18 protein-coding genes and 1 pseudogene are annotated in these 19,092 nt (G+C 74.3%); 10 read left to right on the top strand and 9 right to left on the bottom strand.

Translation table 11 applies throughout. The annotated features are described in order from the left end of the window. Positions 1-14: 14 nt before the first annotated feature. Complete coding sequence (panB, locus tag IPO09_03885) at positions 15-929, bottom strand: 3-methyl-2-oxobutanoate hydroxymethyltransferase (GenBank protein ID MBK9516494.1); 915 nt, start codon at positions 927-929, stop codon at positions 15-17. Between the two features lie 114 nt (positions 930-1,043). Next, positions 1,044-1,700, bottom strand: a complete 657-nt coding sequence (locus tag IPO09_03880) for a deoxynucleoside kinase (GenBank protein MBK9516493.1) — start codon at positions 1,698-1,700, stop codon at positions 1,044-1,046. A 307-nt stretch (positions 1,701-2,007) separates the two neighbouring features. Here IPO09_03880 and IPO09_03875 point away from each other — a divergent pair, with 307 nt between their 5' ends. From IPO09_03875 to IPO09_03860, 4 genes are all read left to right on the top strand, one after another. Then, a complete protein-coding gene (locus IPO09_03875; protein ID MBK9516492.1) occupies positions 2,008-2,292 on the top strand; it encodes a hypothetical protein in 285 nt (94 codons plus the stop codon). Positions 2,293-2,581: 289 nt separating this feature from the next. Continuing rightward, entirely contained in the window at positions 2,582-4,186 is a 1,605-nt protein-coding gene (locus IPO09_03870; protein ID MBK9516491.1) for an aminotransferase class V-fold PLP-dependent enzyme, read from the top strand. A gap of 38 nt (positions 4,187-4,224) precedes the next feature. Continuing rightward, positions 4,225-4,824 carry a hypothetical protein gene (locus IPO09_03865; protein MBK9516490.1) on the top strand — a complete coding sequence of 200 codons (600 nt, stop codon included), beginning with the start codon at positions 4,225-4,227 and terminating at the stop codon, positions 4,822-4,824. Positions 4,825-5,004: 180 nt separating this feature from the next. Next, entirely contained in the window at positions 5,005-5,367 is a 363-nt protein-coding gene (locus IPO09_03860) for a DUF1428 domain-containing protein (GenBank protein MBK9516489.1), read from the top strand. 43 nt (positions 5,368-5,410) lie between these two features. On the opposite strand, the gene rsmA is transcribed toward IPO09_03860, so the two are convergent. The 6 genes and pseudogenes from rsmA to IPO09_03830 all read right to left on the bottom strand — a co-directional run bounded on the left by rsmA (position 5,411) and on the right by IPO09_03830 (position 12,073). After that, positions 5,411-6,253 (bottom strand): 16S rRNA (adenine(1518)-N(6)/adenine(1519)-N(6))-dimethyltransferase RsmA, encoded by an 843-nt coding sequence (gene rsmA, locus IPO09_03855; GenBank protein ID MBK9516488.1) that lies wholly within the window; start codon positions 6,251-6,253, stop codon positions 5,411-5,413. After that, positions 6,250-7,251 (bottom strand): tRNA (adenosine(37)-N6)-threonylcarbamoyltransferase complex transferase subunit TsaD, encoded by a 1,002-nt coding sequence (tsaD, locus tag IPO09_03850; GenBank protein ID MBK9516487.1) that lies wholly within the window; start codon positions 7,249-7,251, stop codon positions 6,250-6,252. Before tsaD ends, rsmA begins: the two co-directional genes overlap by 4 nt. Further along, complete coding sequence (locus IPO09_03845) at positions 7,248-7,736, bottom strand: tetratricopeptide repeat protein (protein MBK9516486.1); 489 nt, start codon at positions 7,734-7,736, stop codon at positions 7,248-7,250. The genes tsaD and IPO09_03845 overlap by 4 nt, the downstream gene beginning before the upstream one ends. A 160-nt stretch (positions 7,737-7,896) precedes the next feature. After that, positions 7,897-9,801: pseudogene (locus IPO09_03840) on the bottom strand (response regulator). Between the two features lie 20 nt (positions 9,802-9,821). Further along, positions 9,822-11,528 carry a DnaJ domain-containing protein gene (locus IPO09_03835; protein MBK9516485.1) on the bottom strand — a complete coding sequence of 569 codons (1,707 nt, stop codon included), beginning with the start codon at positions 11,526-11,528 and terminating at the stop codon, positions 9,822-9,824. Between the two features lie 32 nt (positions 11,529-11,560). Then, positions 11,561-12,073: a tRNA (cytidine(34)-2'-O)-methyltransferase gene (locus tag IPO09_03830; GenBank protein ID MBK9516484.1), complete on the bottom strand. Its 513-nt coding sequence runs from the start codon at positions 12,071-12,073 to the stop codon at positions 11,561-11,563. Between IPO09_03830 and IPO09_03825 the strand changes: the two genes are divergently transcribed. Genes IPO09_03825 through IPO09_03815 form a run of 3 tightly spaced genes read left to right on the top strand, consistent with a single transcriptional unit; the run spans position 12,072 to position 14,661 of the window. Continuing rightward, positions 12,072-13,043, top strand: a complete 972-nt coding sequence (locus IPO09_03825) for a diacylglycerol kinase (GenBank protein ID MBK9516483.1) — start codon at positions 12,072-12,074, stop codon at positions 13,041-13,043. The genes IPO09_03830 and IPO09_03825 overlap by 2 nt on opposite strands. Before the next feature lie 53 nt (positions 13,044-13,096). Continuing rightward, positions 13,097-13,867: a Stp1/IreP family PP2C-type Ser/Thr phosphatase gene (locus tag IPO09_03820; GenBank protein MBK9516482.1), complete on the top strand. Its 771-nt coding sequence runs from the start codon at positions 13,097-13,099 to the stop codon at positions 13,865-13,867. Between the two features lie 11 nt (positions 13,868-13,878). Then, positions 13,879-14,661 (top strand): DUF4339 domain-containing protein, encoded by a 783-nt coding sequence (locus IPO09_03815; protein ID MBK9516481.1) that lies wholly within the window; start codon positions 13,879-13,881, stop codon positions 14,659-14,661. A gap of 16 nt (positions 14,662-14,677) precedes the next feature. Here the strand turns inward: IPO09_03815 and IPO09_03810 are convergent, their stop codons facing one another. Next, positions 14,678-15,622, bottom strand: a complete 945-nt coding sequence (locus IPO09_03810; GenBank protein ID MBK9516480.1) for an NTP transferase domain-containing protein — start codon at positions 15,620-15,622, stop codon at positions 14,678-14,680. 34 nt (positions 15,623-15,656) lie between these two features. Between IPO09_03810 and IPO09_03805 the strand changes: the two genes are divergently transcribed. The 3 genes from IPO09_03805 to IPO09_03795 all read left to right on the top strand — a co-directional run bounded on the left by IPO09_03805 (position 15,657) and on the right by IPO09_03795 (position 19,061). Beyond that, a complete protein-coding gene (locus IPO09_03805) occupies positions 15,657-16,835 on the top strand; it encodes an MFS transporter (GenBank protein ID MBK9516479.1) in 1,179 nt (392 codons plus the stop codon). Between the two features lie 221 nt (positions 16,836-17,056). Further along, the gene (locus tag IPO09_03800) at positions 17,057-18,727 is read left to right on the top strand and encodes an MHS family MFS transporter (GenBank protein MBK9516478.1); all 1,671 of its coding nucleotides are present in this window, start codon (positions 17,057-17,059) and stop codon (positions 18,725-18,727) included. Between the two features lie 136 nt (positions 18,728-18,863). Then, positions 18,864-19,061 (top strand): hypothetical protein, encoded by a 198-nt coding sequence (locus tag IPO09_03795; GenBank protein MBK9516477.1) that lies wholly within the window; start codon positions 18,864-18,866, stop codon positions 19,059-19,061. The last annotated feature ends 31 nt before the right edge of the window (positions 19,062-19,092 follow it).

The following is a 19,092-nucleotide window of genomic DNA, read 5'->3' as shown; positions in this document are numbered from 1 at the left end:
CGGCGTCCGCCTCGCTAGACCGGCGCGCCCATGACGCCCGGGAGGTCCTCGCGCCCCTCCTCCTCGTCGGCCACCGGCACCAGCCGGACCGAGGAGGAGTGGAAGACGTGCTCGTCGGCCGGGAAGGCGCGGGCCTTCACCTCGGCCACGTAGCGCCCCACCGCGCCGCGCACCTCGCCGCCCAGCTCGGCGTAGCGCTTGACGAACCTGGGGGTGAAGGCCTCGTCGAGGCCCAGCAGGTCGTTGAGGACCAGCACCTGGCCGTCGCAGCTCGGGCCGGCGCCGATGCCGATGGTGGGCACGCCGACCTGCCCGGTGATGACCCGCGCCAGCTCGGTGGGGATGCACTCCAGCACGATGGCGTAGCAGCCGGCCGACTCCAGGGCGCGGGCGTCGCGCAGCAGCGCCTGGGCGCGCTCGGCGTCCTTGCCCTGCACCACGTAGCCGCCCAGCTTGTGCACCGACTGGGGGGTCAGCCCGATGTGGCCCATGACCGGCACGCCGGCCCGCACCATGCGCCGGATCACCTCGGCGTAGTCGGCGCCGCCCTCCAGCTTGACCGCCTCGACGCCGCCCTCCGACACCAGCCGCATGGCCGCCTTGACCGCCTCGTCCTGGCTGGCCTGGTAGCTGCCGAAGGGCAGGTCGCCCACCAGGTGGGCCCGGGCGCCGGCGCGGGTGAGGCCGCGCCGCACCATGGCCGAGTGGTAGATCATGTGCTCGAGGGTGACCGGCAGGGTGGACTCGTGCCCCTGCACCACCATGCCGAGCGAGTCGCCCACCAGCACCACGTCGACGCCGGCCTCGCCGACCAGGCGGGCGGCGGTGGCGTCGTAGGCCGTGACCACGGCGATCTTCTCGCCGCGCTCCTTCAGCCGCCGGAGCTCGTGGATGGTGATGCGGCGCGGTGCGCCGGTCTGCGTGGACATGCCGACCTCCGGTGTAGGCCCCTCGCGGGGTCCCGCCCATTGGAAGGGAGAAGGACGATCTAAGCCGAAGGGGAGGCGCCTGTCACCTGTCCTGCGCGCCCGCCCTCCCCGGGGCTAGCGCCCGGTGGCCATGGGGACGTAGTGCTGGACGCCCTTGCGGTGGCGCCGGATGACCGCCGCCAGCGCCTCCAGGTCGGCCTCGCTGCCGACCAGGTCGATGTCGCTGGTGTTCACCACCAGCAGCGGCGTCTCCTCGTAGTGGAAGAAGTAGCCGGCGTAGGCGGTGGCCAGCGCCTCGACGTAGGCCGGGTCGATGTCCCGCTCGTAGGGCCGACCGCGCCGGGTGATGCGCTTGAGCAGCACCTCGTTGCGCGCCTGCAGGTAGACGACCAGGTCGGGCTTCACCACCCGCGGGCCCAGCACCTCGTAGAGCCGGTCGTAGAGGGCCAGCTCGTTCTGGTCGAGGGTCAGCGAGGCGAAGATGCGGTCCTTGGCGAAGAGGTAGTCGGAGACCGTGCTCTGGGTGAAGAGGTCCTGCTGGAAGAGCTGCTGCTGCTGCTGGAACCGCGAGAGCAGGAAGAAGAGCTGGGTCTGGAAGGCGTGGGTGCGGGCGTCCTCGTAGAAGGCCGGCAGGAAGGGGTTCTCCTCCACCGGCTCGAGCACCAGCCGCCCACCGAGCCGCTCGGCCAGGAGCTGCGCCAGCGTGGTCTTCCCCACGCCGATGGGCCCTTCGATGGCGATGTAGCGGGGGCGCTCCGGAGGCCGTTCCATGGATCCTTGTCTGGTGGCGAGGGGCGGAGATTGCCAAAAGGCGGGGCCGGTGTAAACGCGGCCGGCCCGGGCCTGCAGCCTGGTCCGTCGGGCCCGGGCGTGGGGTGGGGGCGATCGACGGAGCCATGACAGATGGATCGTGGCCACCATGATCTATGGATCAGGGCCATCGAGAGGGCGACCAGCGGCCGCCGCACGTTTCATAAATGATTTCAGGCCATTGCGGTCCTGATTGACACTGCATGACACGACACGTATCGTCACGCTTCAATTTTCCACGCAGCCGCTGGCTTGGGGGTCACCGAGGATGCCGTCTCGCAAGGTGGGGGTGAAGGCCGTGTCGCCCAGGGCCCGCGCGGTCGCGCCGGCCACCCGCACGGTCGTGGACGAGGTCGACCCCGCCTTCCACCGGGCCATCCTCAAGATCGCGCTCGAGCTCAAGAAGCCGAGCGCCCGCCGCTACGACGAGATCGTGGACGCCACCATCTCGGGCCTGCGGCTGGACGCGGCCGCCTTCCGCCGGTACCTCGGCGAGAACGGCGCCCGCAACATGAGCCTCCTGCTGGCGACGGCCCGGTCCCCAGGGACCTGAGCCGCCAAGGGTTGTCACGGGCGCCCGGCCACGGGGTCGTTTGAAGGGGTCGGGGCGGGCATCATCGGGTTGGAGGACGGGCGTCCGTGGCCCTGTTGCAGGATGACGAGCCGGATCAGCGCGGCGGCCCCTGCCTGGGGCCGCCGTCGTCGTCTCTGCCGGGCGCGCCGCCGGGCGGCAGCCGCCCCGGCCCGGCCGGCGGCGGACCGCGACGCTCCGTCGGCGCGCGGAGCCTTGACTCCGGGTACGACTTTTTGCTCTCATGGTGAACCCCCAGGAGGAGGGCCCCATGAACCAGGCGGATCAGGACGTGGTGGGCGCGGACGAGGTCGAGCCGGTGGCGCAGGCCAGGCAGGCGGCCGAGGCGGCGCAGCACGAGGTGCGCTACGCGCGCCGCGAGTTCATGAAGCGCTTCGGCCTGGGCGGCGCCGCGCTGGCGGCGGCCGGCCCCGCGCTGGCCGGCGAGGCGGCGCCCCGGCCCCCTCCCCCGGCGGGCAGCCCCTACGCCTCGGCCTGGCAGTTCGCGCCCGGGCTCCTCTACATGAACCTCGGCACCACCGGCGCCTCGCCGCGGCAGGTGGTGGAGGACCACGCCGCCGACTACCAGGCCCTGGCCGAGAACCCCACCGCCTACTTCTTCGGGCAGCAGGCCTGGCGCAACGCCATCGCGCCCGGGTTCGGCTGCGATCCCTACGAGCTGGTGATGAGCTTCAACACCACCGACGGGCTCTTCCGCATCGCGCTCGGCCTGGAGTGGGAGCGCGGCGACGAGCTCATCACCACCAACATGGAGGAGAGCGCCGGCATCGCGGTGGCCTCGCTGCTGGCGGACCGCTACGGCGTGGTGGTGCGGAAGGTGGCCATCCCCACCGGCGACGCCTACTCCGACGCCGAGGTGATGCGCAGGGTCCAGGCGGCGCTGTCGCCGCGGACCAAGGCCATCCTCTTCTCCTCGCCCATCTACCTGACGGGCACCCGGCTGCAGGAGCGCGACCTGTGCCTGTGGGCGGCGCGCCACGGGCTCATCTCCATCGTGGACGGGGCCCACCTGCCCGGCATGATCGCGCTCGACCTGCACGACATGGGCTGCGACTTCTTCTCCGGCGCCGGCCACAAGTGGCAGTGCGGGCCGGGCCAGACCGGCTTCATGTACCTGCGCAACGGCCGGGACCCGCGCCCCTACGTGCGCCAGGCGCCCGTCAGCGACTTCGGCTTCCTGGTGCCGGGCCTGCCGACGGTGGACGTGCCGGTGCCGGGCTACGCCAACACCGGGCCGCTGCCGACCTACTGGCCCACCAACACCCTCCTGTACGGCGCCGAGAACGGCAGCTCCATCCTGCTCAACGGCCGACGCTCGCCCGACCACAACGTGGCGGCGCTGCTGCAGCTGGTGGGCAACGGCAGCCGCCCCTCGCAGAAGGCGCTCTTCGAGTGCTGCCAGCTGTGGGACGGCTGGGGGCGGCCGGCCATCGAGGCCTACCTGGTGTCGCTGGCCCGCTACCTGCGGGCCCGCCTGGTGGACGTCTGGGGGCCGCGCGCGCTCTCCTTCCCCGCCACGCCGCGCCACGCCAACGTGGGCCGCATCGGCCTGACCTCGTTCAACCCCTTCTCGCCCGGCTTCGACTACAACGCCGACCTGACCGTGGCGCAGTCGACCGCCCAGGCGGCCCAGGCCGCCGCCGCGCTGGCCGACCTGCGGGCCGCCTTCGGCATCGTGCTGCGCACCACCACCGTGCCGCACACGCTGCGCAGCGACCGGCGCGCCAGCGCGGTGGCGGCCGGCCCGGGCAAGACCGCCTCCACCCCGCTGCGGATCTCGACCCACCTCTTCCACTCCACCGCCGACGTGGACCGGCTGGTCGACGCCCTGCTCAGCCTGGTGCCGCACCCGTAGCGCCGCCCCTTTCACCCCGACCCTCGAGAGCTGCCGCCATGATCCACCCCGGACTCGCACTGGCGGCCGCGCTGCTCACCGCGGCCGCGCCCGACCTCCCGCCGCCCCAGGCCGCCCCGCCGGCCGGGGCCGCGGAACCCGCGGCGATCGCCGCGCCCCCGACCCGGGAGCCCGGCGGCGCCGCCGTGCCCCTGGCTGCACCGACCGCCCCTGGCGTCTACCTCGGGGCCGGGTTCGGGGCCGAGGCCTACACCAGCGCGGGGTCGTCGCCGGGCCAGCTCCTGCGGCTGCGGCTCGGCGTGGCCCGCTCGCGCCGGCTCCTCATCGGGCTCGAGGGTGGCCTCATCGGCACCGGCCCCCATCGGCTGGTCTTCCAGGACGTCGGCGCCACCTTCTTCCCCCGGGAGACCGGCTTCTTCGTGCGGGGCGCGCTCGGCGTCACCTTGCGGGCGCAGGGGACCGCCGACCCGGAGCAGGGTCCGAACCTGCTGGCCGGCCTGGGCTACGCCTTCGGCGGGCGGTCAGGGCCCGGCCTGTCGCTCAACCTGGAGGCGCAGCACCACGCCAGGAGCCTCGTGTCGAACTCCACCGGTGGTCTGACGACCGTCACGGCCTGGCTCGGGCTCGACTGGTACTGAGCGGGGCTGAGCTGGCCGAGGCGGACCGCCCGGCCAGGGCGTGGGCCGGCCGGCGCGCGCGTGGGGCCGCCCCGCACCCTGCGGGGGCGGCCTCTTGCACGGGTGGCGCCGCCGCCACAGGTTCCTGCGGCGCACCCCGCCTCCCGCGGGACCCGCCGCGATCACCCGGAGGAGCACCCCATGGCAGGCTACGTCGACGGCTTCGTCATCCCCATCCAGAAGCGGAAGGTGAAGGCCTACCTCAAGCAGGCCAGGCTCGGCGCCAAGCTCTGGAAGGAGCACGGCGCCCTCGGCTACTGCGAGTGCCTGGCCGAGGACCTGGCCATCCCCTTCGGCCTGGGCTTCAAGAAGCTGGCCGGGCTCAAGGCCGGCGAGACGGTGGTCTTCGCCTGGATCCTCTACAAGTCGCGCGCCCACCGCGACCGGGTCAACGCCAAGGTCATGAAGGACCCGCGCATGCACGGCTCCGACATGATGGGGGCCATGCCCTTCGACCCGAAGCGCTTCGCCATGGCGGGCTTCGAGGTGCTGGTGGGGTGGTGAGGCCCGCGGCCGGCGACGCCTGACCCGCCGGCCCGCGGCCCGCCTACTCGCGGGCCGGTCCCAGCGCCCGCTCCAGCGCCGCCCACTCCTCGATGGTCAGGGTCTCGCCGCGCCGGCCCGGGTCGATGCCGGTGACCGCCAGCGCCGCCGCCAGGGCCTCGGGCGGCGCCACCGCGCCGGCCTCCAGGGCGTTCTTGAGCGTCTTGCGCCGCTGGGCGAAGCCGGCCTTCACCAGCTTGCGGAAGCGGGCGGCGTCCAGCACCGCCGCGCCGGGCGCCGGCGGCCGGAAGGCCACGTGGATGACCGCCGAGTGGACCTTGGGCGGCGGGAAGAAGGCGCCCGGCGGCACGATCCGCTCCACCGACACCTCGGCCTCGCGCTGCAGGAAGACCGAGAGCACGCCCCAGTCCTTCTGCCCGGGCGAGGCCGCCAGCCGCTCCGCCACCTCGCGCTGCAGCAGGAACACCGCGGCGCTCACGTGGCCCACCTGGTCGAGCAGGCCGAAGAGGATGGGCGAGGTCAGGTGGTAGGGCAGGTTGCCCACCACCACCAGGGGCCGGCCGGCCGCCAGCGCGGCGTAGTCGAGGCGGGCGGCGTCGGCCTCCAGGAGCGTGATGCGGTCGCCCAGCTCCCCGCGCAGCACCAGGGCCATGTCGCGGTCGCGCTCCACCGCGGTGACCTCGGCGCCGCGGGCCAGCAGGCGGGCCGTCAGGTGGCCCAGCCCGGCGCCCAGCTCCAGCACCCGCACCCCCGGCCGCGGGGCCGCCAGCCGCGCGATGTCGTCGAGGATGTGCTCGTCGCCCAGGAAGTTCTGCCCCCAGCTCTTCTTGGCCCGGAGGTCGTACTTGTCGAGCAGCGCCCGCGGGCTGGGGTAGCCGGCGCTCACTGCAGCCGCCAGGCCGGGTCGGCGTTGAGGTCGGGCCCGGCGCGCAGGCCGCGCTCCAGCGCGTGGGTGCCGGCCACCGCGATCATGGCGGCGTTGTCGGTGCAGAGCCGGGCCGCCGGGACCACCACCCGCAGGTCCTGGTAGCCGGCGGCGGCCTCCAGGGCGGCGGCGCGCAGCCGGCTGTTGGCGGCCACGCCGCCCGCCAGCACCAGGGTGGGGAGCTGGAAGCGGCGCGCCGCCCGCACCGCCTTCTGCACCAGCGCCCCCACGATGGCCTCCTGGTAGCTGGCGCACAGGTCGGCCAGCCCCTGCCCGGCCGGCACGCCGTGCTTCTTCACGTGGTGCAGCAGCGCGGTCTTGAGCCCCGAGAAGCTGAAGTCGAGGTCGGCGCCCTTGACCACCGCCCGGGGGAACTTCACGGCGCGTGGATCGCCGGTCCTGGCCAGCCGATCGATGGCCACGCCGCCCGGGTAGGGCAGCCCGAGCAGCTTGGCCCCCTTGTCGAAGGCCTCGCCGGCCGCGTCGTCGCGGGTGCGGCCCAGCAGGAGGTAGTCGCCGAAGCCGCGCGCCTGGTAGAGCGAGGTGTGGCCGCCCGAGACCACCAGGCCGAGGAAGGGGAAGGTGGGCGGGTCGTCGCCCAGGAAGGCCGCCAGCAGGTGGCCCTCCAGGTGGTTCACCCCCACCAGCGGCTTGTCCCAGGCGGCCGCCAGCGCCTTGGCCACCTGCACGCCCACCAGCAGCGCGCCCACCAGGCCCGGGCCGCTGGTGACCGCGATGGCGTCCACCACCCCGGGGCCGCCGGCCAGGGTCACCGCCTCCTCCACCACCGGCATCACCTGCACCACGTGGTTGCGGCTGGCCAGCTCCGGCACCACGCCGCCCCAGCGCCGGTGGATCTCGATCTGCGTCGAGACCACGTCGGAGAGCGCGCGGCGCCCGTCCTCCACCACGGCGGCGGCGGTCTCGTCGCAGCTGGTCTCGAGCCCGAGGACCCTCACCGGAGCGGCTGCTCCAGGATCTGGCGGACCTCGGCCGCCTCGCGGCCGGTGGGGCTGAGCTCGAGGAAGCGCTGGTAGGCGGCGCGCGCCGCGTCGCTGCGCCCCTGGCCCTGGTGGATCACGCCCCGCAGCAGCCAGGCGGGCGCGCTGCGCGCGTCGAGCCTGAGGGCCGCGTCGAGCGACCGGAGCGCCTCGGCCGCGTTGGCCGGGCTGGCGTCGTAGAGCGCCCGGGCCAGGCCGACGTGGGCCGGCGCGCTGGGGAGGGCCGCCAGGGCCCGCCGGTACTCCGCCGCGGCGCGCTCGAAGCGCGAGGCGAGGTAGAGCCGGTCGGCGGAGGCCAGCAGGCGGGCGGCCTGGGTAGCCGCCGGGTCGGAGGCAGGAGGCTCGGTGCCCCTCACCCCGGCCCTCTCCCCGGGGGGGAGAGGGAGGTCTGAACCCGAGGGCTCGGTCGCGATCGCGGTCGGGGCCGCGATCGGGGCCGCGATCGGGGTCGGGGTCGGGGTCGCGGTCGCGGTCGGGGTCGGGGTCGGGGTCGGGGTCGCGGTCGGGGTCGCGGTCGGGGTCGGGGTCGGGGTCGGGGTCGCGGTCGGGTCGGGGCCGCGGGGCCGCGGTCGGGGTCGCGGTCGGGGTCGGGGTCGGGGTCGCCTCGGCGGCGGCACCCACGGCAGCGACCGGGCTCACCGCTTCCGGCGTGCCCGGCGGCCTCGCCCAGAGAGACCACCCTCCGGCGGCCAGCCCGGCGGCGGCCACCAGGCCCGCGGCGGCCCAGGCGATCCAGCCCCGCCTGGCCGGCCGAGGCGGTACGGGCAGCTCCACCCGTCGCTCCGGCGCCAGCTCCGGATCCTCGTCCTCGGGCGCTGCGGGGTCCGGCACGGCCTCCGGGGCGGCCGGCTCGACCGCCAGCTCGACCGCCGCGACCTCGCCCACCATCGGCACCGCCTCCACCGCCGCGGCCTCCGGGGCCGGCGGCGCCCCGGGCACCTCGAACGGATCGCCGCCGTCGTCCGGCCCGCCCGATCCGGCCAGCGCCCCCTCGGGCGCGTCCGGCTCGCGCACCAGGTCGGCGGCGCCGAAGGTCCTCGGCCCGCCGAAGGAGGGCGGCGGCGGGACCGAGCCCGGCAGCGGCAGGGGCATGGAGAACCGGGTCGGTGGCCGGAAGGACGGGACGTCGAGGCTGGCCGGCGGCAGGGGCGAGGGCGGCGGGGCGTCGGCCGACGAGGAGCCAGGCGGCGGCGCCTCCGGCGACCTCACCAGCGGCTCGCGCCGGTGGTCCCCGAAGCGCAGCACGCTGGGCGGCGCGTCGTCCCCCGCGGTCGGCGGCCCGGCCGCGCCCACCGGACCGGCGGCGGGCGCCTCCCGCGGCGCCTCCGCGGGGGAGGTGGGGCCGGCGAACCAGTCCACCGCGCCGGACTCGGCGTGGGCCGCCGCCGGCGGCTGCGCCGGGCCGGCCTCCGGCTCGGCGGCGGCCGGGGGCACCGCCGGCGCCGCCACCGCCACCGCGCTGAAGGCCTCGAAGGCGCCCGGCAGAGGCGTCAGCGCCGGCAGCGATCCCGGGACCGGCGTCAGCGCCGGCAGCGACCCGGGCGGCGGGGTCAGCGCCGGCGCGGCCGCCACCTCCCGGATGAGCCCCTCGAAGAAGAGCTTGGCGATGACCCCGGCGGCGGCCAGGTCGTCGTAGTCCGCCTCCGCGATGATCCGCTCCAGCGTCCGCTGCCCGTCGAAGAGCCGCAGGAGCGCGTTGACGTCGTCGGGGATCTCGGCGAGCCGCTCGGCCAGCAGCGGGTAGTCGAGCTCGAAGACCCGGTCCAGCGCCGGCAGCTGCTCGGCGATGCGGCCCCACTCGTCGATGCGGCGCATGCCCTCCATGAGCAGGCCCTGCGTCGAGAGGGGGATGCGCTCCTCCCGCTCGATGGGCCTGAACTCGATGGCGAACTCGCCCTCCTGCCAGTTGAGGAGCCGGTAGAAGGCGTTCTCGCCGGCCACCCGGCCCAGCTCGCAGTCGAGGATGCGCCCGTCGCGGAACCAGCAGACGGCGGCGGCGCCGGCCGGGTTGGTGATGTGCAGGGCGCCCGACTTCTTGCCCATCTCCAGGGTCTGCACCAGGTCCACCACCCCCATGTCGGAGAGGTGGCCGCTGAAGCTGGCCTTCAGGTCCCGCTTCTCGATCCGCTCCCGCTCCCGCTTCTGCAGCAGGATCTTCACCCGGGTGACGATCTCCTTGATGTAGATGGGCTTCGTCAGGTAGTCCTCGACGCCCAGCTCGAGCCCCTTCACCTTGAACTCCACCGACTTCTGGCCGGTCAGGAAGATGAAGGGCGTGGCGCGGAACCGCTCGTCCTGCTTGAGCCGGCGGCACAGCTCGAAGCCGTCCAGCTCCGGCATCTTGGTGTCGGAGAGGATCAGGTCCGGCGGCGAGACCTCGCAGCGCTCCAGCGCGTCGCGCCCGTTGACGGCGGTGGTCACCGTGAAGCCGGCCTTCTTCAGGCTGACCTCCATGACCCGCAGCGACTTGGGATCGCCGTCGACGAGGAGCAGGTGCTGCTTGGCCACGTGCCGTGCCTTTCCGCGCCCTACTGGCGCCGCATGGCGCGCCGCCCCTCGACCTGCTTGAGCTCCCGCAGGGCGTCGGCGTGGCGCGGGTTGGCGGCCACCGCGGCGCGGAAGCAGCGCTCGGCCTCGCCCTCGTTCCCCTCGTCGCGCGCCACGATGCCGGCCACGTAGAGGGCCCGGTCGCAGGCGCCGTCCCGCAGCGCCTCCACCAGCAGGGCCTTGGCCTTGGCCAGGTCCTTGCCGGAGGGGTCCACCAGGTAGGTCCAGGCCAGCGCCGCCTGGTACTCGGCGCGGGTGTCGGCCCGCAGCGCCGACTCCAGGAAGCCGCGGGCCCGGGCGAAGTCGCGGGTGCGGATGCAGGCCTCGCCCTTCTGGTAGTCGACCCGGGCCGCCTCGGCGCGCTGCGGGTTGGAGGAGCCGCCGCGCACCGCCGCCTGGTACTCGGCGCGCTTGCGGTCGTCGGAGAGCACCTCGTAGGCCGAGTTGACCGAGGCGAAGAAGTCGCTGACCTCGCCCTTCAGGTCGGCCAGCGACGGCGAGGCGAAGCGGTCCGGGTGGAACTGGCGGGCGATCTGCAGGAAGGCCCGCTTCACCTCGTCCTTGGGCGCGCCGTCGGCCAGGCCGAGCCGCGTGAAGAGGTTCCGCTCGCGGGCCCGCGGGGCCACCTCGAGCAGGGCCTGCCGGAGCGCCGCCTCGGCGGAGCCGGGGGCGGCGCGGGCCGGCGCCGGGGGCTGGCCCGCCGCGGTCGGCGGCACGGCGGGGTGGCTGCCCGGGGCCGGCGTGGCGGTGGGCCGGGCCACGAAGGGGCCGACCCCCATGTTCTGCATGGCCTTGGCGAGCAGGCGCTGGCGGCGGGCCCGCGCCTCGGCCGGGTCGGAGCGGCGCAGCGGCACGGCCGGCGAGGCGGCCGGCGCGTGGGCCTGGGCCTCGGCGGCCACCGCGGCGGCCACGCCCTCGGCGTCCAGCGCCATGCCGAAGACGGTGTCGCCGCTGGGCGAGGCCCGCTCGGCCGCCGGCACCGCCAGCCCCAGCAGCAGGAGGGACGCCAGCACGGCCCGCGCCCGCTCCGGGGCCACCCCCTCCTGCGGGGTGAAGAAGACCTCCAGCGACACCGGCCGCTCCAGCCGCTCCACCAGCCCACGCTCGGGCGCCGACCAGCGGAAGCTGCCGGCCGCCTCGGGGTAGCCCGAGGCCAGCCGCGCCCCGCCCTGCGCCACCGGCTGCAGCGCCGACATCACCAGGGCGCCGGCCTGCGGCCGCTCCAGCGCGTCCACGATGGTCCGCAGCGGCGAGAGCTTGCAGCCCCGGGTCCACTCCGGCACCGGCGGGGAGCGGTCGAAGGCGTACCCGCCGGCGTCCAGGGCGGCGATGAGGGCGAAGTAGCCGGCCTGCTGGTCGGCCAGCGCCTGGTCCACCTCGGCCCGCGAGACGGCGCCCAGCTCCACCAGCAGCTCGCCCTGCGGGCGGCCGGTGGAGGCCATCTCCGCCAGGCTGCGCGACAGCGCGTCCACGTCGATCTTGCCGGCCTGCAGCAGCATGTGGCCGAGGGGCCGGAAGCCGGTGAAGACCTGGGCCCCCACCGGCTGGCCGGCCCGGAGCCACAGGCGCGAGGTGCCGCCGCCGTGCTCGACCGCCAGCACCCCGTCGGCGCGGAGGTTGAGCGCCTCCAGCAGGATGGCGGCCAGGGGCGTTCGCGACAGGTCGCCCGGCTCGTCGAGGAAGCTCATCGGGGGGCCATCTTACCCCGGGGCCCGCGGGATCACGATTCCCCGGCCGCCTCCCCCACCAGGGCCCCGGCCGACCCCAGCGCCGTGTAGACCGCCACCCCCACCGCCACCGCCAGGTTGAGGCTGCGCATCCCCGCACGCATCGGGATGGCCACCTGGCGCCCCGGCCAGGCCTCCAGCAGGCCGGGCGGCAGGCCGCGCTCCTCCTGCCCGAAGACCAGGAAGTCGCCTGGGGCGAAACGGACCTGCGCCAGGCCCCGGGTGGCCCGGCCGGTGAAGAGGTGGAGCTTTTCGATTTGACCGCCGAGCGCGCGCGCCTCAAATTCCTGCCAGTCGCGGTGGACCTGCGGCGCCAGCTCGGCCCAGTAGTCCAGGCCGGCCCGGCGCAGGTAGCGGTCCTCGAGGGAGAAGCCGAGCGGTCCCACGAGGTGCAGGCGGGTGCCGGTCACGGCGCAGGTCCGGCCGACGTTGCCGGTGTTGGGCGGGATCTGCGGGTTGACCAGCACCACCTGGAAGGGCGGCTCGACGGGGCGCAGGATGGGCATGGGCGGGATCGGCATCGTGAACAACCCGCGCGCGGCGCGCAACCGCCGCCACCCGGAGACCCGGGAGCGCCTGGCGCGCCTGCTCGGGGACGAGGGGCAGCTGCACGACGCCTCCACCCCCGAGGAGCTGGACCGGGCGGTGGCCGCCCTGCGCGCCGCCGGGGTGGACACCCTGGGGATCTGCGGCGGCGACGGCACCAACCGCCGGGTCCTGACGGCGGCGGCGGCGGCCTGGGGGGGCGGCTCCCTGCCGCGCCTGCTGGTGCTGCGCGGCGGCACCATGAACGTGCTGTCCGCCAACCACGGCCCGCCGGCCGAGCCCGAGGCCATGCTCTCGGCCGAGCTGGCCCGGCGGCGCGCCGGCCAGCCCGCCGAGGTGGACGAGCGCGACCTGCTCCGGATCGAGGCCGACGGGCAGCCGCCCGGCTACGGCTTCCTCTTCGGCACCGGCGCCGCGGTGGCCTTCCTGGAGCGCTTCGACGCCTCCCGCTGGCGCAGCCCGGCCGGGGCCGGCTGGCTGCTGGCGCGCGCCGCCCTCTCGGCCCTGGGCAACGGCCCGCTGGCCCGGGCGCTGACCAGCCGCGAGCCGCTGCGGGTGGAGGCCGACGGCGACGAGTGGCCGGACCAGAGCTACCTCACGGTGCTGGCCGGCACGGTGCCGTCGCTGGGGCTGGGCATGCGCGCCCTGGCACGCTGCGAGGAGCAGCCGGGCTTCTTCCACGCCGTGGGGGTGCACGGCTCGCTGCCGCAGGTGGCCCGGCTCCTGCCGCGGGTCCACCGGGGCGCGCCGTGGCGCCGCCGCGCCGCGCTCGACGCCGTCTGCCGGACGCTGCAGCTGGACGGCGAGGGGGTGCGCTACATGGTGGACGGCGACCTGCTCGGGCCGGCCCGGGCGCTGCGGCTCTCCACCGGCCCGGCGGTGCAGCTGCTCCGGCCGGCCTGGCGCACCGGCGGGGCCCGCCGCGTTTGACCCCAGGTGGGGGGACTACTAGGCTGGCCGCCCCCGGGGGAGAGCTCACCCGCATGCGCCTCAATGTCGCCGGCTCGACCGACGTCGGCCTCAAGCGAACCCACAACGAGGACGCCTTCCTCCTGCTCCCGGAGGAGCAGCTCTACTGCGTGGCCGACGGCATGGGTGGCCACGCCTCGGGCGAGGTGGCGGCGCGCATCGCCGTCGAGGAGATGGCCGAGTTCTTCCGGCTCACCGGGCGCGACGAGGAGGCCACCTGGCCCTTCCCCGAGGACCCGGCCCGGCGCCACGACGAGAACCGCGTGGCCACCGCCGTCAAGCTGGCCAACCTGCGCATCTTCGAGCGGGCCCGCACCGACGAGCGGCTGCGCGGCATGGGCACCACCCTGGTGTGCGCCCACTTCGAGCGCGGGGCCGGGGCGGTCATCGTGGGCCACGTGGGCGACTCGCGCGCCTACCTGTGGCGCGGCGGCACCCTGCTGCAGCTCACCGAGGACCACTCGCTCCTCAACGACTACCTCAAGGCCAAGCGGCTCACCCCAGAGGAGGTCGAGAGCTTCCCGCACAAGAACGTCATCGTGCGCGCCCTCGGGATGAAGGACACGGTGGACGTGGACCTGGCCCGGGTGAGCCTGCAGGAGGGCGACGTGGTGCTGCTCTGCTGCGACGGGCTGTCCGGCATGGTGACCGACCCGGAGGCGGCCGAGCTCATCCGGCAGCACCGCGGCGACCTGAAGGCCGCGGCCCAGGCGCTGGTGGACGCCGCCAACCAGGCTGGCGGCGTGGACAACATCACCTGCGTGCTGGCGCAGGTGCAGGCCTGACGGGAGGGTCGATGAGCGAGCCGCTCTGGTACTACGAGGAGGCCGGCAAGCAGGCCGGACCGGTGAGCCAGGCCGGCCTGGCCGAGGCCATCCGGCTGGGGCGGCTGGCCGCCGGCATGCGCGTCTGGCGGGCCGGCCTGGCTGGCTGGCTGCCCTGGGAGCAGGTGCCGGAGCTGGCCGCGCTGGCCGCCCCGCCGCCGCTGGCCGGGCCGCCGCCGCTGGCCTCGGCCCCGCCCGCCCCGCCCGCCGCGCCCGCCTGGGGCCAGCCGACGGCCGCGCCCCCGTCCCCCTGGGCCTCCCCCGGCGCGGCGCCTGGCCAGGGCCCCGGGGCCCGCCCCTTCGAGGAGGTCTCGGTGGCGGCGGTGCTGCTGCTGTCCTTCGTCACCATCGGGATCTACGGGATGGTGAAGTTCTACCAGACGGGCGTGGGCTACGAGCGGGCCGCGCAGCGCACCAGCAAGTTCACCGGCAACTTCTGGATCTACGTCGGGCTCCTCCTCGGCGCGCTCTTCCTCAACCTGGTCACCGGGTTCGTCGGCTACCTGCTGATCCCGGTGGTCATCGTCTACCAGTACCTGACGCTCAACGAGGCGCTCACGCTCCGGGCGGCGGCGATGGAGCGGCTCGGCGTCGCGGTCCAGGTCAACTCCGACTCGAACCACCGGACCTTCCTCCTGCTCGGCGCCATCCTCTCCTACGTCGTCGTCGGGGTCGTCTTCACCATCCTGCAGACCGTCAGGTGGTTCGAGGACTGGAACGCCATCGGCCGCGCCGCGGGCGGCCGGCTCCAGTAGCCGCCGGGCCGGCGGCTCAGGCGGCCGCCACCCGGAGGTCGCCGGCGGCCACGGCGTCCTCCAGCACCTCGCCGGGGGCGAGCGCCGTGCCGGGCCACAGGACGGCCCGCTCCACCCGCGCGCCGGCCGGCACCCGGCAGCCCGCGCCCAGCACCACCTGCCGGCCGACGTGGGCGCCGGGCTCCACCACCGCGTCGCCGGCCCACCGCGCCACCGCCCCGGGCGCGGCCAGGCCGAACCGCCCGAGCGGCACCCGGCCGGCCGCCACGTCCAGGTTGGCCTGCAGGTACCGGTCCGGCTGGCCCAGGTCGTTCCAGTAGCCGCTCGCGATCACGCCGCGGACCAGGCCCTCCGCCATGAGCGGCGGGTAGGCGTGGCGGTTCACGTCCAGCTCGAAGGGGGCCGCCGGCAGGCGCGCCAGCAGCTCCTGCGAGACCACGTGCACGCCGGGGAAGTGCCAGGGGGTGAGCCCCTGGCCTCCCGGGCCGAAGCGTCCGGCGATGCGCCGCACCCGCCCGCCCTCGTCGAGCTCCACCGCGGCGTAGCTCGCGCCCGCGGGCATGGCCATCAGCACCATGGTGGCCAGCGCCCCGGAGGCGGCGTGGGCGGCCAGCGCGCCGCCCAGGTCCAGGTCGAAGAGCACGTCGCCGTTCACCACCACCACCGCGTCGGCAGCGGCCAGCAGCGGCCGCGCCTCCCGCAGCGCCCCGCCGGTGCCGGCGATGACCGGCTCGTGCGACACCGCGAGCTCCAGCCCCAGCTCCGCGGCGGCGGCGCGCGCCGCGGCCGCCATCACCTCCGGCAGGTGGTGGACGTTCACCACCGCCCGGCGGACCCCGGCCCCGGCCAGCAGCCCCAGGGCGTAGCGGATCAGCGGCACGCCGCACACCGGGACGGCGGGCTTGGGGAGGAGGGAGGTGAGCGGGCGGAGCCGGGTTCCGAGCCCGGCGCACAGGACCATCCCGGCGACCGTCATGGTACACGCACCCTACCAGATGGCCCTCGCCTGGCGGCTGCGCCTCCTCTACTTCCTCTACTACGGGGCCGTCGGCTCGCTGCTCCCCTACCTGGCGCCCTACCTGCGCGGGCTGGGCTTCAGCGGCACCGAGATCGGCGCGGTCCAGCTGGTGGGCCCGCTGGTGGGGCCGGTGGCCGGGCTCGCCTGGGCCGCCGCCGCCGATCGCAGCGGCCAGCCCGGGCGCACCCTCGGCCGCGCCACCGCGCTGGCCTTCCTGGCTGCCGCCCTGCTGCCCTTCGCCCGCACCCCGCTGCAGGTCGGGGCGGTGCTGCTGCTCACGGCGCTGGGCGACCGGGCGGTGGTGCCGCTCCTCGACTCCCTCACCCTGGAGCAGGTGCGCCTGCAGCCCGGCCTGACCTACGCGCGCGTCCGCCTGGGCGGCTCGCTGGGCTTCGCGGCGCTGGCGCTGCTCCTGGGCGGCGTCCTGGCGGCGCGCGGGGACCGCACCGCCGACCCGCTGGTGCCCGTGACGGTGGCGGTGCTGGTGGGCGGCTACGCCCTGGCCGCCCGCGGGCTGCCCGCCGCCGGGCCACGCGCCTGGCCGCGCCCGGGCTGGCCGGAGGTGCGCGCGCTGCTCTCCGACCGCCGGCTCATGGGCCTGCTGGCCGCCTGCGCCCTGCACTGGCTGGCCTGCGCCCCGTTCCACCTCTTCTTCGGCCTGCTGGTGCGCGAGCGGGGCCTGCCGTCGGTGGTCACCGGCCTGGGCATGGGCGCCGGCGTGGCCGCCGAGGTGGCGGCCCTGCTCTGGTTCCCGCGGCTGGAGGGCCGCTTCCGCCTGCGGACGCTGCTGGCGGTGGCCTTCGCCGGCTCGGCGCTGCGCTGGTTCGCGCTGGCCCGCGCCGAGGGGGCGCCCGCGGTGGTGGCCCTGCAGCTGCTGCACGGCCTCACCTTCGGCCTCTTCTGGGGGAGCGCCGTGGCCGCGCTGGTGCGGCTGATCCCGGCGCCGCTGCGATCCACGGGGCAGGCGGTCTTCAGCGCGGTGGTGTTCGGCGGGGGCAACGCGTTCGGGTACCAGCTCTCGGGCATCGCCTATGACCACTTTGGCCGTGTGGGCCCGATCTTCGACCTCGCGGGGCTCATCGAAATGGTCCCCCTCTTGGGTGTACTTCTTCCGCGGGTACTTGGGCGGATGCGAGGTCGGACCCCGAGGGTGTAAGTTAAAATTTCTTTAACAGCTGGGCGCTTTTTCATTTTGCGGACCCATGAAGCCGTTTTTCCGGATCAGGGCGCCCGCCGATGCACCGTTTGCACGCACCGACTGCATGGCGCACGCGGGACTTGCGCAACTCACTTGTAAGGGTTCCTGCGTCCATGGTAGGGAATTTTACCTGATCACCCCGCCGCCCCCCTCGTACTCTCCCCCCGGAGGAAACACGCATGGCTGAAGCGAACGTGGCACCGGCCCCTGGCAAGGGCACTGGAATTACCAAAGAAGAGCGGATGGTTATCTTCGCTTCTTCCCTTGGTACCGTCTTCGAGTGGTACGACTTCTATCTGTACGGCTCGCTGGCTGCCATCATCTCGGCCCAGTTCTTCAAGGCCGTGAACGAGACCACCTCGTTCATCTTCGCCCTCCTCGCTTTCGCCGCCGGCTTCTTCGTCCGCCCGTTCGGCGCCATCGTGTTCGGCCGCATCGGCGACCTGATCGGCCGCAAGTACACCTTCCTCGTCACCATCCTCCTGATGGGCGGCGCCACGGTCATCGTGGGCCTGCTGCCCAACTACGACAGCATCGGCATCGCCGCCCCCATCATCCTCATCACCATGCGCATCCTGCAGGGGCTCGCGCTCGGCGGTGAGTACGGCGGCGCCGCCACCTACGTGGCCGAGCACGCCCCCAACGGCAAGCGCGGCTTCTTCACGGCCTTCATCCAGACCACCGCCACGCTGGGCCTCTTCCTCTCGCTCATCGTGATCCTCACCTGCCGCATCGTCATCGGCAAGGAGGGCTTCGAGGCCTGGGGCTGGCGCATCCCGTTCCTGCTCTCCGCCATCCTGGTGGGCATCTCCGTCTGGATCCGGCTCCAGCTGAACGAGTCGCCGATCTTCAAGAAGATGAAGGAGGAGGGCAAGGTCACCCGCGCGCCGCTGACGGAGTCGTTCCTCCGCTGGGGCAACCTCAAGATCGTGCTCCTGGTCCTCTTCGGCGGCGTGGCCGGCCAGGGCGTGGTCTGGTACACGGGCATGTTCTACGAGCTCTTCTTCCTGCTCCAGATCCTCAAGCTGGAGAGCCAGGCCGCCAACCTCATCGTGGCCTTCTCGCTGATCATCGGCACGCCGTTCTTCATCATCTTCGGCGCCCTGTCCGACAAGGTCGGCCGCAAGTGGATCATCATGGCGGGCTGCCTCATCGCCGCCCTGACCTACTTCCCCATCTTCAAGGCCCTGACCCACTACGCCAACCCGGGCCTCGAGGAGGCGCAGATCGCCAACCCGGTGACCGTGGTGGCCGACCCGGCCGACTGCGCCTTCCAGTTCGACCCCATCGGCAAGAAGACCTTCAAGTCCTCCTGCGACCAGGTGAAGTCGATCCTCGCCAAGAAGGCCATCCCGTACCTGAACGAGGCCGCTCCGGCCGGCACCATCGCCTCGGTGCGCGTCGGCGCCACGGTGGTCCAGAGCTTCAACGGCAACGAGCCGGGCATCGACTACAAGGCCAAGAACGGCGAGCTCGCCAAGGCGCTCACCGAGGCCACCAAGATGTACCCGGCCAAGGCCGACATGAGCCGCGTCAACACGCCCATGGTGATCCTGCTGCTGGTCATCCTGGTCATCTACGTGACCATGGTGTACGCGCCCATCGGCGCCTGGCTGGTCGAGCTCTTCCCGGCTCGCATCCGCTACACCTCGATGTCGCTGCCGTACCACATCGGCAACGGCTGGTTCGGCGGCTTCCTGCCGACCATCGCCTTCGCCCTGGTGGCCGCCACCGGCGACATCTACTACGGCCTCTGGTACCCCATCGTCATCGCGCTCATGACCTTCGTGGTCGGCTCCCTCTTCATGAAGGACACCGACACCCAGGCCTCGATCGCGCACATCGACTGAGGTCGGCCTCCCCGCAGTGACGCGGCCCCCGACGCCCAGGCGTCGGGGGCCGTTCCTTCTCGTGCTACATTTCCGCACCTTCCACCCGCGGCGGCTCCGCAGTCAGGCACCGGCCGCATCCATGAGGAGCTTCGAGATGACGAAGTCCGTTGCCGTGCGCAGCCTCGCCGCGACCGCCACCTGGGCCGCCTCTCTCACCCTGGCCCTGGCCAGCGAGGGCCCGGAGGGCATGGGGGAGATGGACGGCATCATGCCCCTGCTCTACCTGGTGGGCGGCGTGTCCGCCATGGGCGTGGTGATCTGGCTGATGCTGAAGGTGATGAACCGCAAGTAGTCCGCTGGCCGTGGCGCGGGGGGCCCTCCTC

The organism is Anaeromyxobacter sp. (assembly GCA_016718565.1).
In the GTDB taxonomy this organism is placed as follows: domain Bacteria; phylum Myxococcota; class Myxococcia; order Myxococcales; family Anaeromyxobacteraceae; genus JADKCZ01.
The sequence above is the reverse complement of the archived record's forward strand: the minus strand, read 5'-3'. Positions and strand labels throughout refer to the sequence as shown.

Excerpts from the sequence above, each read along its gene's own strand:
- panB (MBK9516494.1), bottom strand. The coding sequence starts at position 929 with ATGTCCACGCAGACCGGCGCACCGCGCCGCATCACCATCCACGAGCTC.
- IPO09_03880 (MBK9516493.1), bottom strand. The coding sequence starts at position 1,700 with ATGGAACGGCCTCCGGAGCGCCCCCGCTACATCGCCATCGAAGGGCCC.
- IPO09_03875 (MBK9516492.1), top strand. The coding sequence starts at position 2,008 with ATGCCGTCTCGCAAGGTGGGGGTGAAGGCCGTGTCGCCCAGGGCCCGC.
- IPO09_03870 (MBK9516491.1), top strand. The coding sequence starts at position 2,582 with ATGAACCAGGCGGATCAGGACGTGGTGGGCGCGGACGAGGTCGAGCCG.
- IPO09_03865 (MBK9516490.1), top strand. The coding sequence starts at position 4,225 with ATGATCCACCCCGGACTCGCACTGGCGGCCGCGCTGCTCACCGCGGCC.
- IPO09_03860 (MBK9516489.1), top strand. The coding sequence starts at position 5,005 with ATGGCAGGCTACGTCGACGGCTTCGTCATCCCCATCCAGAAGCGGAAG.
- IPO09_03835 (MBK9516485.1), bottom strand. The coding sequence starts at position 11,528 with ATGAGCTTCCTCGACGAGCCGGGCGACCTGTCGCGAACGCCCCTGGCC.
- IPO09_03825 (MBK9516483.1), top strand. The coding sequence starts at position 12,072 with ATGGGCGGGATCGGCATCGTGAACAACCCGCGCGCGGCGCGCAACCGC.
- IPO09_03830 (MBK9516484.1), bottom strand. The coding sequence starts at position 12,073 with ATGCCCATCCTGCGCCCCGTCGAGCCGCCCTTCCAGGTGGTGCTGGTC.
- IPO09_03820 (MBK9516482.1), top strand. The coding sequence starts at position 13,097 with ATGCGCCTCAATGTCGCCGGCTCGACCGACGTCGGCCTCAAGCGAACC.
- IPO09_03815 (MBK9516481.1), top strand. The coding sequence starts at position 13,879 with ATGAGCGAGCCGCTCTGGTACTACGAGGAGGCCGGCAAGCAGGCCGGA.
- IPO09_03810 (MBK9516480.1), bottom strand. The coding sequence starts at position 15,622 with ATGGTCCTGTGCGCCGGGCTCGGAACCCGGCTCCGCCCGCTCACCTCC.
- IPO09_03805 (MBK9516479.1), top strand. The coding sequence starts at position 15,657 with ATGGCCCTCGCCTGGCGGCTGCGCCTCCTCTACTTCCTCTACTACGGG.
- IPO09_03800 (MBK9516478.1), top strand. The coding sequence starts at position 17,057 with ATGGCTGAAGCGAACGTGGCACCGGCCCCTGGCAAGGGCACTGGAATT.
- IPO09_03795 (MBK9516477.1), top strand. The coding sequence starts at position 18,864 with ATGACGAAGTCCGTTGCCGTGCGCAGCCTCGCCGCGACCGCCACCTGG.